The following is a 15,059-nucleotide window of genomic DNA, read 5'->3' on the forward strand; positions in this document are numbered from 1 at the left end:
CTCCCGCCCGCTGTATCCCCCATCTCAGTAGTTTCTTTACGCCACCCCGTGTCGGTCTGCGGCAAAAACCGGTCGCTGCTGCCGACGTTGGCCGAAACCGCCTCGTGCACCATTTCTCCTGACTGACGGCGTGCCCCCTGTGCGCCGTGCCACGACAACGTGCAGGAGATTCTGATGCAACCACTCGTTCCTATCGACGTAGATCCGGATTCCGGTGTGTGGACTACCAACGGCCTGCCGATGCTGTATGTGCCGCGCCACTTCTTCGTCAACAACCACATGGCCGTCGAAGCGGCGCTGGGCAAGGGCACCTATTCCGAGGCGCTGTACGACGCCGGTTACCGCTCGGCCTACTTCTGGTGCGACAGCGAAGCGCGCACTCATGGCCTGGAAGGCATGGAGGTGTTCGAGCATTACCTCAACCGTCTGTCGCAGCGTGGTTGGGGCCAGTTCTCCTTCATCGAAGCCGACGCCGCCACCGGCCATGCCAAGATCCGCCTCGACAACTCCTGCTTCGTACTGGCGCAGGGCGTGGCCGGCGCGCCGCAGAGCGAAGGCAAGACCTGTTACATGTTTGCCGGCTGGTTCGCGGGCGCGATGGACTGGGTGGGCGAGAAGCTGGGCTACGACTACCACACCATCAGCGCCGAAACCCAGTGCGCCGGCCACGGCGCCGACTACTGCGTCTTCACCGTCGAGCCGAAGTAAGGGGGCATCATGCGCTATCCGCACCTGTTTTCGCCGATCACGCTGAACAAGCTGACGCTGCGCAACCGTATCGTCAGCACCGCGCACGCCGAGGTGTACGCCGAGCCCGGCGGCCTGCCCGGTGAGCGCTACATCCGCTACTACGAGGAAAAGGCCAAGGGCGGCCTCGGTCTCGCCATCTGCGGCGGTTCCAGTCCGGTGTCGATCGACAGCCCGCAAAGCTGGTGGAAGTCGGTGAACCTGTCCACCGACAGGATCATCGACCCGCTCGCCAGGTTGGCCGAAGCCATGCACCGCCACGGCGCCAAGATCATGATCCAGGCCACCCACATGGGGCGCCGCTCGAGCTACTACGGCGAGCACTGGCCGCACCTGGTGAGCCCGTCCGGGGTCCGCGAGCCGGTGCACCGCGGCAACGCCAAGATCATCGAAGCGCACGAGATCAAGCGCATTATCGGCGACTTCAAGCAGGCCGCGCGCCGCATCAAGGCGTCGGGTCTCGACGGCATGGAAGTGTCGGCCGCGCACCAGCACCTGATCGACCAGTTCTGGAGCCCGCGCACCAACTTCCGTACCGACCAATACGGCGGCTCGCTGGAGAACCGCATGCGCTTCGGCATCGAGGTGTTCCAGGCGATCCGCGAGGAAGTCGGCGCCGACTTCTGCGTCGGCCTGCGCATGTGCGGTGACGAATTCCACGAAGACGGCCTGACCCACGACATGCTCAAGGACATCGCCCAGGCGATGTCGGAAACCGGCCTGATCGACTACCTGTCGGTGGTCGGCTCGGGCGGCGACACCCATAACACCCTGGCCAACTGCATGCCGCCGATGGCGCTGCCGCCGGAACCGTTCGTGCACCTGGCCGCCGGCATTAAGTCGGTGTCGAAGGTGCCGGTGATGCACGCGCAGAGCATCCGCGACCCGAACCAGGCCGAGCGCATCCTGTCCTCCGGCATGGTCGACATGGTCGGCATGACGCGCGCCCACATCGCCGACCCGCACCTGGTGATCAAGATCCGCGACGGCAAGGAAGACCAGATCCGCCAGTGCGTCGGCGCCAACTACTGCATCGACCGCCAGTACTTCGGCCAGGACGTGCTCTGTATCCAGAACGCCGCCACCAGCCGCGAAGCGACCATGCCGCACACCTTCGAGAAGGCCAAGCACAAGCGCAAGGTGGTCGTCGTCGGCGCCGGCCCGGCCGGGCTGGAAGCCGCCCGCGTCGCCCGCGAGCGCGGCCACGACGTGGTGCTGTTCGAGAAGAACGACGTGGTCGGCGGCCAGATCGTGCTCGCCGCCAAGGCGCCGCAGCGCGAGCAGATGGCCGGCATCGTGCGCTGGCTCGACATGGAAACCCAGCGCCTGGGCGTGGACCGTCGTCTCGGCACCGCCGCCGACGAAGCCATGATCCTGGCCGAGAAGCCGGACATCGTGGTGCTCGCCACCGGCGGCGTGCCCAACAGCGGCATGGTACCGGGCTGGGGCGTGGCCGAAGGCTTGGCCGTCACCGGCTGGGACATCCTCTCGGGCAAGGTCGAGCCGAAGAAGAACGTGCTGGTGTACGACGCCGTTAGCAGCCATGCCGGCTTCGGCGTGGCCGACTTCCTGGCCAGCCGCGGCAGCCAGGTGGAAATCGTTACCCCGGACGTGAAGGTGGGCGACGACACCGGCGGCACGACCTTCCCGATCTTCTACCGCCGCCTCTACGCGCAGGGCATGATCCCGACCCCCAACTACTGGATGGACAAGGTCTACCAGGAGGGCGACAAGCTGATCGCGGTGCTGCGCAACGAATACACCGAGGCGCTGGAAGAGCGCGCGGTCGACCAGGTGGTGATCGAGAACGGCATCCTGCCGAACGACACGCTGTACTGGTCGCTCAAGGAACGCTCGAAGAACCAGGGCATCACCGACGTGCACACGCTGTTCGCCTCGCAGCCGCAGCCGTGCCTGTCCGAGCCGCTCAGTGGCGACGAGTTCCTGCTGTTCCGCGTCGGCGACTGCATCTCCATGCACAACATCCACGGTGCGATCTATGACGCACTGCGTCTGGTGAAGGACTTCTGACATGACATTCACCCTGGCTTATGCACTCACCGGCCTGTTCTGGCTGGGCGCGGCGCTGCTGTCGCTGGGGCTGGTGCGCCGGGCCGCGCTGTGGCGGCAGGGGCGCGCCGCCCCCGTGGCGCTGGGCTGGCTCATGACCATCCCCAAGCGCTATTTCGTCGACCTGCACCACGTGGTGGCGCGCGACCCCTTCATCGCCAAGGCCCACGTGGCCGTGGCCGGCGGGGCGGTGGCGGTGCTGGCGGTGGCGGCGCTCAACTACGGTCTGATGCTGTACCTGCCGGCGCTCGACGCCCTGATGCTGCTGGCCGCGCTGTTGATGCTGTTCGGCGCGGTGTTGGTGCGTTCGCGTCGCAAGGCGCCGCCGGCTCGGCTCTCCAAAGGGCCGTGGAACCGTCTGCCCAAGAGTCTGCTGGCGTTCGCCGTCGGCAGCGCGCTGGCGGCGCTGCTGGCGCTGAGCGGTAACGCCTTCGGCGCCGCCGCGCAGGGCCTGGCCTTGCTGGCGCTGGCGGGTCTCGTCCTGGGCGGTGCCGAGCTGGCCCTCGGCGTCGGCCTCGGCGGCCCGATGAAGCACGCCGTGGCCGGCTTGCTGCACCTGGCCTTCCACCCGCGGCAGGACCGCTTCAGCGGCGACAAACGCTCCACCGACCTGAAACCGATCAATCTGGTCGGCAAGGACTACGGTGTCGAAACGCCGTCCGACTTTGCCTGGAACCGCCTGCTGTCGTTCGACGCCTGCGTGCAGTGCGGCAAGTGCGAGGCCGCCTGTCCGGCCTACGCCGCCGGCCAGCCGCTCAACCCGAAGAAGCTGATCCAGGACATGGTCACCGGCATGGCTGCCGGCAGCGGCCCGGCCTACGCCGGCAACCCGCATCCGGGCCAGGCCGGCAAGGTGCGCCAGGGCAACCCGCATCAGCCCATCGTCGGCGGCCTGCTCGATCCCGAAACGCTGTGGTCGTGCACCACCTGCCGCGCCTGCGTCGAGGAGTGCCCGATGCTGATCGAGCACGTCGACACCGTGGTCAGCCTGCGCCGTCACGTCACGCTGACGCGTGGCGAGGTGCCGGGCAAGGGCCGCGAGGCGCTGGCCAACCTGCGCGATACCGATACCGTCGGTGGCTACCCGCTGGCTGCGCGCTACCACTGGGCCATCGACCTCAACGTGCCGGTGCTGTTGCCGGGCGAGCATACCGACTGGCTGCTGATGGCGGGCGAGGGCGCTTTCGACATGCGCTATCAGCGCGCGCTGCGTGCGCTGGTCAAGGTGCTCAAGGCTGCCGGCTTGAAAGTGGCGGTGCTGGGCGAGGTGGAACCCGATTGCGGTGATTTGGCGCGCCGTCTCGGTGACGAGGCGACCTTCCAGCAACTCGCCGGCAAGATGATGAGCACACTGGGGCGTTATCGCTTCAACCGTATCGTCACCCCCGACCCGCACCTGTTCCATTGCCTGAAGAACGAGTATCCGGTGTTGGGTGGACGCTACGACGTGGAACATCACAGCCAGGTGCTGGCCGACCTGCTGGAACGCGGCGCCGTACCGCTCAAGGCCGACGCGACGCCGCTGCCGGCCACCACTTACCACGACCCGTGCTACCTCGGCCGCTACAACGGCGAGACCGATGCGCCACGTCGTGTGTTCAAGGGTATCGGCATCAAGGTGGTGGAGATGGAGCGTTCCGGGCGCAAGGGCCGCTGCTGCGGCTGGGGCGGTGGGGCGTCGTTCACCGACATTCCGGGCGAGCGCCGCATCCCTGACATGCGCATGGACGACATTCGCGCCACCGGTGCCGAACAAGTGGCGGTAGCCTGCCCCAACTGCACCGCGATGCTGGAAGGCGTGGTGGGGCCGCGACCGGAAGTGGTCGAGCTGGCTGAATTGGTAGCCGCACGGCTGGCTAACTGAGAGCGGGAGAAAGCATGTACAACGATCGACCCATTCCGCGCATCGACCCGCGCCGGCCCTATGTGATCGGGCCGTCCGGACTCAAGCGCATCGTGCTGGGCGAGAGCGTCGGCAGCCGCGAGCCGCTGCTCGCCGGCCACGCTCTCAGCCAGCAAAAACCGCAGCGCAGCGCCGGCCCGTTCGCCAGGCGTTCGCTGGTGGTGATCCATACCGACCGCGGCGCACTCGACGAGGCGGCACGCGAAACCCTGGCCGCCGCCGCCATCATGGCCACGGCCGATACCGAGGTGCTGGTCGTACTGTTCGGCGCGCAGGCCGAGGCGCTGGGCGATGCCGCGGCGCTGGCCGGTGCCGACCGCGTACTGTGCGTGGAAGACCCGGGCTATGCCCCGGAGCGCAAGCTCGCGCTGCTCGCCCAGCTGTGGAAGCAGGAGGCGCCGCAGCAGGTGTGCTTCCCCGACCGTGGCGCCGATGCCGACCTGGGACGGCGCTTTGCCTGCCGCCAGCGCCTGGCCATGGCCAGCGACGTGATCGAGGTGGTGGCCGGACGCGAAGTGCGCCGGCTCGCCCCGGGTGGGCGCTTCGCCGTGCGCGACATTCCGCCGGTGCTGCTGTTGGCGCGCAAGGTGGCCGATGCCCGGCTGCCGTTCCGTGGCGCCGGCGTGGCGATGCCCGATCTCAAGCTGCCGTCGGTGCCGGACCGGATCCGCGATCTGGGCAGCCGTAGCTGCCCGGCCTCGCAGCTCGCGCTGGAGGAGGCCGACCTGATCGTTTCCGCCGGCAACGGTGTGCAGGATACTGCCGGCCTGCGCGAGTTGGCCGAAACCATGGGCGCGGCCGTCGGGGCCTCGCGCGTGGCGGTGGACGACGGCCGTTTCACCCGCGACAAGCAGGTCGGCGCTACCGGCAAGACGGTGCAGGCCAGCGCCTATCTGGCCTTCGGCATCTCCGGCGCGGTGCAGCACCTGCAGGGCATCAAGGAATGCCGGCATGTCATCGCCGTCAACCTGGACGCCTCCGCGCCCATCGTCAAACGCGCCGATCTCACCCTGGTGGAAGACTGCCAGGCGCTGATCGCCGCACTGAACAAGCTGCTGGCCGCCGAACGCTCGGCCAGACCCGTGACGGAGAACACCCGATGAGCACCCCCATGCTGAAAGTGGCCGTGCTGGTGGCCCCGGCCATTCACCCGGTGAGCGGCCGCCCGTGTACCCATCCCGCCGACAGCGCCGCGCTGGCGCTGGGGCTCAAGCTCGCCGGGTCATCCGAGCGGCTCACTGTGTTGTACGCCGGCGCCGCCGCGGACGAGGCGCTGGCGGGCTATCTAGCTCAGGGCGCGTCGTGTGTCACGGTGCTGCCCACCGCCGAAGACGCCGACATCGCGCCGCTTCTGGCGGCGCAGATCGCCGACGCCGAGCTGGTGCTGTGCGGCACCCGCGCCGGCGGCGGGCAGGGCAGTGCGCTGTTGCCCTACCAGTTGGCCGAAGAACTCGAGGCCCCGTTGTTGCCCGATGCGCTCTCGCTGGCGATCAAGGGTGGCTCGGTCGAAATTGAGCAATTCCTGCCCAAGGGGCAGCGCCGCTCGCTCGCCGCCGCACTGCCGGTGGTGGTCACGGTGCACGAGCGTGCCGTGCCGGCTCTGCCGTACTCCCATGCGCGCAAGGAAGCGGGCAAGGTGCGCAGGCTGATGCCGGTGGCCGCCAAGGCTGCCGAGTGGCGTTATGAGCCGGCCGGCCGTCGTGCCCGTCCGCTGGTCGCCGCCAGCCGCGCCAGCGGGCATGAACGCATGCTGGGGGCGATCGCCGCCGATGACGGAAAAACGACTGGCCTGGTCGTAAAACAAGGTGATCCAGTCGAAAAAGCACAAGTTCTGCTCGATTACCTGCGCGACCATCAGCTCGTCGATTTCTGACAACAACTTGCCGCCACCCGCCCCACCCGGGGGCGGCTTTATAACCCGAAGCAGCGTTGTTTTTGGAGAACTATCATCATGACCAGCAGCACGATCGCGTTTCATCCGAGCCTGAACTTGCGCGAACTGGTGGCCCGCCGTGTGCCGGGTTACAGCCTGGAAGCGCCGTTCTACACCTCGCCGGCGGTATTCGACGCCGACATGGAGCACATCTTCGGCAAGCACTGGATCTATGTCGGCGTGTCGATCGACGTGCCGGAGGCGGGTGACTACATGACCGTGCAGATCGGCTCGCAGCCGATCCTGATCGTGCGCGACGACGACAACGAAATCCGTGCCTTCCACAACGTCTGCCGTCACCGCGGCTCGCGTCTGTGCGCGGAAGAGAAGGGCACGGTCGGCAACCTGGTGTGCCCGTACCACCAGTGGACTTACGACCTGACCGGCAAGCTGATCTTCGCCGACCACATGGCCGAAGGTTTCGACCTGTCGCATCACAGCCTCAAGCCGGTGCACCTGCGCAACATGGCCGGCCTGCTGTTCATCTGCCTGGCCGATAATCCGCCGGAAGACTTCGACGTCATGGCCGAGGCCATGACCCCGTACATCGCCCCGCACAAGATTGACGACTGCAAGGTCGCGGTGCAGGTCGACATCATCGAGCAGGGCAACTGGAAGCTCACGCTGGAAAACAACCGCGAGTGCTACCACTGCACCGCCAACCACCCCGAACTGACCGTGTCGCTGTTCGCCTATAGCTACGGCTTCGCGCCCAAGGCCGAAACCGCCGAGGGGCTCCGTCAGTACGACGAGATGGTGGCCGATCGTCACCAGCACTGGGAATCCTGTGGCCTGCCCTCGACCGAAGTCGAGCGCCTTTCCGACGTCACCGGCTTCCGCACCATGCGCATGCCGCTCGACCGCGCCGGCCAGTCGCAGACGCTGGACACCAAGGCCGCGTGCAAGAAGCTCCTGGCCGACTTCAAGGATGCCTCGATCGGCGGTTTGTCGTTCTGGACCCAGCCCAACTCCTGGCACCACTTCATGGCCGACCACATCGTCACCTTCAGCGTGATTCCGCTGACGGCCGACACCACGCTGGTGCGCACCAAGTGGCTGGTGCACAAGGACGCCGTGGAAGGCGTCGATTACGACGTCGAGAACCTCACTGCGGTGTGGAACGCCACCAACGACCAGGACCGTCGCCTGGTGGAAGAATCCCATCAAGGCGCCAAGAGCTCGGCCTACCAGCCCGGCCCGTACTCGCCGTACACCGAGACGCTGGTCGAGAAGTTCTCCGAGTGGTACATCAACCGCCTGAGCGCCGGGCTGGAGTAAATCCGTCCACGGGCCGGCGCTGGCCAGCCCGTTTTTCAAGTTTTCAGAACCTGTTCACCATTTGTCGCGAGCGGGCAGGGCGGGCGCAACGCCCGAACCGGCCCGGGCGGCAAGACGCGAAGCAGGCTTACACAGGTAGGGCACGATCATGAATGCACCCATCCACTCCGCCATCTTCACCGAACCGGCACCGTACTGGCAGCCCGGGGTGGACGACACGCTCGAATGCGTGGCCGTGCACGACGAAACCCACGACGTGCGCACCTTCACTTTCCGTGCCGTACCGGCGCGCCGCTTCGCCTATCTGCCGGGCCAGTTCATCACGCTGGAGCTGGAGATCGACGGCCAAACCGTCAACCGCTGTTACACCCTGTCGTCGACGCCGACGCGGCCCGATACCGTCACCATCACCGTCAAGCGCGTGCCGGGCGGTCAGGTCTCCAACTGGCTGCACGACAACATGAAGCCGGGGCAGCTCGTCAGCGTGCTGGGGCCCTCCGGCGAATTCAGCTACGCCTCCGCCCCTGTCCGGTCTTACTTGTTCCTGTCGGCGGGCAGCGGCATCACCCCGCTGATGTCGATGAGCCGGGCGCTCGCCGACCTCGGTCCGCAGCTCGACATCGCCTTCGTGCACAGCGCGCGTACCCCGGCCGACCTGATCTTCCGTCATGAGCTGGTGCAGATCGCGCGCATGCGCCCCGGCTTCCGACAAGCGGCCATTGTGCAAAGCCGCCACCCCGAACCGGAGTGGCATGGCCTGGAAGGCTTCCTCGATCTGCCTGCATTGGAGCGGCTGGTACCCGATTTCCGCCAGCGCGCGGTCTACTGCTGTGGCCCGGCGCCGTACATGTCCGCGGTGCGCAAACTGCTGACCGACGCCGGCTACGACATGGCGCTGTATCACGAGGAAAGTTTCAATTTCGCCGAACTGGCGGCGTCTCCCGTCGTGGAGGAGGCCGGGTGTCAGGCCGAGACGGCGGGGTGCGAGGGCGGTTTCGAAGTCCGTTTCGCCAAGCTCGGCGATGTCATTACCACCGCACCGGGACAAACCGTGCTGGCCGCAGCGCAGCAACAGGGATTGCGCTTGCCCTCCTCGTGCTCGCAGGGGGTGTGCGGTACCTGCAAGACCAAGCTGCTGGAAGGCAAGGTCGACATGAAGCACGGCGGCGGCATCCGCCAGCGCGAGATCGACCAAGGCTGGATACTGCCGTGCTGCAGCATCCCGCTGACACCTCTCGTGCTAGACCGTTAACTAATTATCATAGCCGGCCTTCGTGCCGGCTTTGTTTTACTGGCGGTATCCGGCCGCTCAGACCGTCTTGGTGTTGTATTGCTGCCAGTGCACATGCACTGAAAAAGGGCTGCTCGTGGTGCACGAACAGCCCTTTTTCTTCAATGTCTTACCGTTCTGGTGCAGGGGACCCGGATGTCGTTTAAAGACAAGTTGCCGTCGGCTGTCGATTGTTTTGCCTAGCCGAACCCCCCTATCTTTTGCCTTGATTAAGATCAATTATTACAACTGTTGAGGCGAATCAGGCCCTTTTCCACCTGTCGTGGGTGAGGTGTCCGGCACGGTGCTGTTTCATCGTACATCGGCCACGCCGAGGCAAAGGAGAAAGCGATGCAGTCTGGCAAGATCGTTGTGGAGAACCTGTACAAGGTATTCGGCGACAAGCCGCAGGACGCCATGCGGCTCCTGAAGGCGGGTGAGAGCAAGGAAACCGTGTTTGCCAAAACCGGTCAGGTGGTCGGTGTCAACAACGTGTCGTTCTCGGTCGACGAGGGCGAAATCTTTGTGCTGATGGGCTTGTCGGGCTCGGGCAAGTCCTCGCTGATCCGTCTGATTAACCGCCTGATGGACCCGACCGACGGACGCATCCTGCTCGATGGTCAGGATATCACCCGGCTGTCGCAACCGGAACTGGTGGCGCTGCGCCGCCGCGACATGAGCATGGTGTTCCAGAGCTTCGCCCTGATGCCGCACCGCTCGGTGCTGGAGAACGCCGCCTTCGGTCTGGAAATCGCTGGTGTCGGTCGCAAGGAGCGCGAAACGCGTGCCATGAAGGTGCTGGAGCAGGTCGGCCTGGCGCCGTTTGCCCGCAAGTCCCCGCACGAACTGTCGGGCGGCATGCAGCAGCGCGTCGGTCTGGTGCGGGCGCTGGCGGTCAACCCGTCGCTGATGCTGATGGACGAAGCCTTCTCCGCGCTCGACCCGCTCAAGCGCGCCGAGATGCAGGACATCCTGCTCGACCTGCAGCGCGGCCAGAGCCGTACCATCTTCTTCGTCTCGCACGATCTGGAAGAAGCCCTGCGCATCGGTACCCGCATCGCCATCATGGAAGGCGGCCGGCTGGTGCAGGTTGGCACGCCGCAAGAGATCATCGAGAACCCGGCCGACGACTACGTGCGCGACTTCTTCAAGAGCGTGGACACGTCGCGCTATCTGCAAGCCAAGGACCTGATCGACCCGAGCGCGGCCGGCCTGGTGGTGAACGGCCACCCCGCCAACCACGCTGAACTCGACAAGCACAGCTGGGTGGCCTGTGTCTCCAAGGACCACAAGCTGCTGGGCCTGGTTGGCCGCGAAACGCTGCGCAGCGAAGGCTGCATCCCGAGCGAACGTTGTGTGCCGGTGTCCCCGGTCGCTCCGGCCTCCTGTCTGCCGGATGTGCTGCAGCGCCTGTTGGGACAGAGCGAGCCGCTGCCGGTGGCCGATGGCGAAGGCCGCTACCTCGGCGTGATCACTGCCACCAGCGTGCTGTCCAAGCTGTCCGCACATCGCCTGCAAAGCGCCCACTGACCGTCGTCCCGAACAAATCTTGTGGACGGCGCCTGCGGCGCGTCCCTGAATGGAGCATCCAGCCATGTCCGACTTCTTGCATCACCTAATCAGCAACCCGCACGATTTCCTGCCTATCGGTGAATGGGTCAACCAGTTCATCCATTTCCTGCTGGACCATAACGGCGGTGCCTTCGACGCCTTCGGCCGCGCGGTCGACCTGTTCGCCGAGTCGATCGAGGTGGCGCTGCTGTCACTGCCGCCCTGGCTGATCATGGGCTTCTTCATCGGTCTCGGCGTATGGCGCCTGGGCTGGCGCTTCGCCGGCTTCGTATTGGCCGCCTTGGCGCTGATCTTCGGCACCGGCTTCTGGCCGCAGACCGTGTCGACGCTGGCGCTGACGCTGTCGGCCACGCTGATCAGCCTGATGATCGGCATCCCCACCGGCATCTGGTGCGCGCGCAGCAAGCGCGTCAATACCCTGGTGCGCCCGGTGCTCGACTTCATGCAGACCATGCCGGCCTTCGTCTACCTGATCCCGGCCGCGATGTTCTTCGGCCTGGGCCGCGTACCGGGCATCCTGGCGACCGTGGTGTTCGCCGTGCCGCCGGCGGTGCGCCTGACCAGCCTGGGGATTCGCCAGGTCAACAAGGAACAGGTCGAGGCCGGTCATGCCTTCGGCTGTACCTCGACCCAGCTCTTGTTCAAGGTACAGTTGCCGATCGCGCTGCCGGCGATCATGGCGGGCGTGAACCAGACCATCATGATGGCGCTGTCGATGGTGATCATCGCCTCGATGGTGGGGGCCGGTGGCCTCGGTAACGACGTGCTGTCGAGCATCCAGCGCCTCGATGTCGGTCTCGGCTTCGAGAGTGGTCTGGCCGTGGTATTGCTCGCCATCATCTTGGACCGCCTGACCGAAAGCTTCGGCCGAGGCCAAGCGGCACGCCAGGGTTAAACGTAGTCCGGCCAAGCCCCGCTGCCGGCAGGACGGCGGTGGGGCTGGCCTGTTTTTTGCTGTACCAGAAAAATTACGATTGATTTAGCAGCGCCCGTCACGAGGCGCCCCGAATGTCCGCACACTCACAGAAAGCTAGGAGGTCACCATGAGCCCGCAACAACTCGGTTCGCTGGCACATATCGGTTTCCTGATGTTGCCCAACTTTTCCATGATCGCCTTCACCAACGCGGTCGAGCCGCTGCGCATGGCCAACCACCTGTCGCGCAAGAGGCTTTACCGCTGGTCGGTGCTGTCCTGTGACGGTCAGCCGGTGGCAGCCAGCAATGGCCTGTCGGTGGCGCCGATCACGGCGCCGGCCGACCCGTCGGAGTACGACCTGCTCATCGTCTGCGGCGGTATCCAGGTGCGCGAGGGGGTGACGGATCAGGTGCTGTCGGTGATCCGCCGTTTTGCCGCCGCCGACGTACCGTTGGGAGCGGTCTGTACCGGCTCCTTCGCGCTGGCCAAGGCTGGTGTGCTCAACGGCTACCGCAGCAGCATCCACTGGGAAAACCTTTCGGCCATCCGCGAGGAGTTCCCCAAGGTACTGTTCTCCAGCGAATTGTTCGTGATCGACCGCGATCGCTTCACCTGTAGCGGTGGCACCGCGCCGCTCGACCTGATGTGCAACCTGATCCGCTTCAAGGGCGGCAAGAGCCTGGCGGCGGACGTGTCGGAGCAGTTCATCGTCGACCGCATCCGCGACCAGCACGACCACCAGCACATCCCCTTGCTGGCGCGCGTCGGTACCGGTCACGAATCATTGATCGACGCCGCGCTGGCCATGGAGATGAACATCGAGAATCCGCGCTCGCTCGACGAGCTGGCTGCGGAGCTCGGCGTGTCGCTGCGCCACCTCGAGCGTCTGTTCAAACGCTATCTCGGCAGCACGCCGGCGCAGTATTACCTCGACCTGCGCCTGCGCCGCGCGCGCGAGCTGCTGCTGCAGACCAATATGAGCGTGATGGAAGTGACCGTCGCCACCGGTTTCCTGTCCTCGTCGCATTTTTCCAAGTCCTACCGCAGCTTGTTCGGTTACCCGCCGAGCCGTGAGCGTCAACAGGTAACGCTCGAAGCCGCCATCATGTAAGGCTTCAGGAACGGCCCCGGCAAGACAGTGTCTTCTACCGGGCCCGTTGTCCATCCAGGCGACGTTTCACGGCAAATCGTGGTCGCCATCGAACAAGTTGTCCCTTCCTGACGTGGCAATCTGCTGGCGACCGTCGGTTTTCTTGGCTGTCAGAACACGGTGCGGTATGCACCGGCCAATTCTTATAAATTGCATCGGAGAGGTGAGTCATGAAGCTGTACAAGATTGCAGGAGCGCTCGTCATGGGTGCGTTCACCAGCATGGCGATGGCGAACGATCCGGCCCAATGCCAGAAGGTGCGTTTCGCCGACGTCGGCTGGACCGATATCGCCGCCACCACCGGCATGGCCAGCGTGGTGCTGGAAGGGCTGGGTTACAAGCCGGTCACCACCATCGCCTCGGTGCCGATCACCTTCGCCGGCATCAAGAACAAGCAGATCGACGCCTTTCTCGGTTACTGGAACCCCAGCATGACCCCGATGATCGAGCCCTTCGTCAAGGCGGGCCAGATCAAGGTGCTGGACAAGCCCAACCTGGTCGGCGCCAAGTACACCCTGGCGGTGCCGGACTACGTCGCCGCCGGCGGCCTCAAGACCTTCGCCGACATTGCCAAGTTCAAGGACAAGCTGGATGGCAGGATCTACGGCATCGAGCCGGGCAACGACGGTAACAAGCTGATCGACGACATGATCAAAAAGAACCAGTTCGGGCTCTCCGGGTTCAAGCTGGTCGAGTCGAGCGAGGCCGGCATGATGGCGGAAGTGGAGCGTGCCATCCGCCAGAAGAAATGGGTGGTGTTCCTGGGTTGGGAACCGCACCCGATGAACGTCAAGTTCAAGATGAACTATCTGGCCGGTGGGGATGACGTCTTCGGGCCCAACTTCGGCGAAGCCAAGGTGTTCACCGGGATGGCCACCGACTACCAGACCCGTTGTCCGAACGTGGCGCGCCTTTTGACCAACCTGCAGTTCTCCACCGACATGGAAAACCACGTGATGGGTCCGATCATGGACAAGGTCAAGCCAGAACAGGCCGCGCGCGACTACCTGAAGAAGAACCCGAACGTGCTGAAGGGCTGGCTGGCCGGTGTGAAAACTTTTGACGGCAAGGACGGTCTGACCAAGGTCAATCAGTATTTGGCGAAGTAAGCACGGGCGTGTAGAGCGCTCCTAATAGCCGGTTCCTCCTCCAGGAGGGCCGGCTTTTTTTGCCTGTCGTTCCCCCGTGAGAAGGCAGGGCGCGTTGAGGGGCTCAAGCCGCCGTTCTTCCCAGTGCCGGGCTGGGTGCGCTGGGCACTTCCGTATCGACTTCCTTCCCGATGAGGCTCTTGCCTAGCGCTGCATCCAGCCGAGCTTGGCCGCCGCCGCAAAAAGACCTTGAACAGGCTCTGCAACGGTCTTGAAAATCACATGGCGAGAGAAGCCGTCCACTCTTCTTGAAATAAATGCGCCACCGGTGGCTTATCCAACTGATCTGACCCAGTAACAATCGCTTTGTCAGATTCCAATCGATCCCCTCCGGTCTCTTGCGCGGCTCGCCCCATCCCCGTGTCGGTGTCGTTTACTGTCGGATTCCGGACGCGTGGGTTAGCGTCCGGACTTGTGCCAATTAATACACTGCACTGCCCAAGTGATGTCGTCTGGCGCGTTTCGTGCATGGTGAAGAATCGGCATGGCATGAATGAGCATGGCGAAGACCATGGAATGCTGGCCGGCCAGAGCCTAGGGTAAGCGCTCTGTGGCCGCGTGCGAGTCGCAGGAAGCGGTCAATCGGACCGCAACTGTGCTTGACTACCTGTCGCCGCTGCGACGTCACAAATCCCTTTTTCCTCTTCCGGCGATCGGGGCGCGATCAATCGATGTAATGCACCACCGGGCTGGAGACAGCCGGTGGTCGTGGCTTGTGCAGTTTTAAGAAAATGGTGTGTTTGTGGCGACCGAGAGAGCGGGTGTGCGCCGCCTTCCGGTCCCGGGCATGCCGCAAAACAAAGGAGATATGGATGACCTCGTTACAAAAGGAAGCGGTTGTTTCCGCCGTAGCGATTGAGGATGAGACATCAGCAGCGTTCAAGCGGCGCTTCATGATCAGAATGATCCTTGTCCTGACCGGCGGCACGTTTCTGGATGGTTATATCCTCGGGATTGTCGGTCCGGTGGCCGGCAAGATGACTGCCGAGCTCGGCATATCGGTGGTCTGGGAGGGCCTGATCGCGGCTGGCGCGCTGTTCGGAATTCTCTTCGGCTCGCCGTTGGGCGGGTG

At 64.8% G+C, this 15,059-nt stretch carries 11 protein-coding genes and 1 pseudogene; all 12 read left to right on the forward strand.

Annotated elements, in window-relative coordinates:
• Positions 1–174: 174 nt before the first annotated feature.
• On the forward strand, positions 175–708 hold the full coding sequence (locus tag AC3WG5_RS18705; RefSeq protein ID WP_482582744.1) for a DUF5943 domain-containing protein: 534 nt from the start codon (positions 175–177) through the stop codon (positions 706–708).
• A 9-nt stretch (positions 709–717) separates the two neighbouring features.
• Positions 718–2,778 carry an NADH:flavin oxidoreductase gene (locus tag AC3WG5_RS18710; RefSeq protein ID WP_008953047.1) on the forward strand — a complete coding sequence of 687 codons (2,061 nt, stop codon included), beginning with the start codon at positions 718–720 and terminating at the stop codon, positions 2,776–2,778.
• 1 nt (position 2,779) lies between these two features.
• Positions 2,780–4,681, forward strand: a complete 1,902-nt coding sequence (locus AC3WG5_RS18715; RefSeq protein WP_492570214.1) for a (Fe-S)-binding protein — start codon at positions 2,780–2,782, stop codon at positions 4,679–4,681.
• Between the two features lie 14 nt (positions 4,682–4,695).
• Complete coding sequence (locus AC3WG5_RS18720; RefSeq protein WP_492570216.1) at positions 4,696–5,823, forward strand: electron transfer flavoprotein subunit alpha/FixB family protein; 1,128 nt, start codon at positions 4,696–4,698, stop codon at positions 5,821–5,823.
• On the forward strand, positions 5,820–6,593 hold the full coding sequence (locus tag AC3WG5_RS18725) for an electron transfer flavoprotein subunit beta (protein WP_492570218.1): 774 nt from the start codon (positions 5,820–5,822) through the stop codon (positions 6,591–6,593). Before AC3WG5_RS18720 ends, AC3WG5_RS18725 begins: the two co-directional genes overlap by 4 nt.
• A gap of 78 nt (positions 6,594–6,671) precedes the next feature.
• Complete coding sequence (locus AC3WG5_RS18730) at positions 6,672–7,931, forward strand: aromatic ring-hydroxylating oxygenase subunit alpha (RefSeq protein ID WP_294864858.1); 1,260 nt, start codon at positions 6,672–6,674, stop codon at positions 7,929–7,931.
• Between the two features lie 148 nt (positions 7,932–8,079).
• A complete protein-coding gene (locus tag AC3WG5_RS18735; RefSeq protein WP_008953042.1) occupies positions 8,080–9,183 on the forward strand; it encodes an FAD-binding oxidoreductase in 1,104 nt (367 codons plus the stop codon).
• A 369-nt stretch (positions 9,184–9,552) separates the two neighbouring features.
• Positions 9,553–10,731, forward strand: a complete 1,179-nt coding sequence (locus AC3WG5_RS18740; protein WP_492570220.1) for a quaternary amine ABC transporter ATP-binding protein — start codon at positions 9,553–9,555, stop codon at positions 10,729–10,731.
• A gap of 64 nt (positions 10,732–10,795) precedes the next feature.
• Positions 10,796–11,668: an ABC transporter permease gene (locus AC3WG5_RS18745; RefSeq protein WP_482582730.1), complete on the forward strand. Its 873-nt coding sequence runs from the start codon at positions 10,796–10,798 to the stop codon at positions 11,666–11,668.
• A 148-nt stretch (positions 11,669–11,816) separates the two neighbouring features.
• Entirely contained in the window at positions 11,817–12,800 is a 984-nt protein-coding gene (locus AC3WG5_RS18750; protein ID WP_014086619.1) for a GlxA family transcriptional regulator, read from the forward strand.
• Between the two features lie 209 nt (positions 12,801–13,009).
• The gene (locus AC3WG5_RS18755; protein ID WP_008953038.1) at positions 13,010–13,948 is read left to right on the forward strand and encodes a choline ABC transporter substrate-binding protein; all 939 of its coding nucleotides are present in this window, start codon (positions 13,010–13,012) and stop codon (positions 13,946–13,948) included.
• Between the two features lie 851 nt (positions 13,949–14,799).
• Positions 14,800–15,059 (forward strand): annotated as a pseudogene (locus AC3WG5_RS18760) (MFS transporter); the annotation flags it as partial.

It is taken from the genome of Pseudogulbenkiania sp. FW507-F1, from assembly GCF_058781125.1.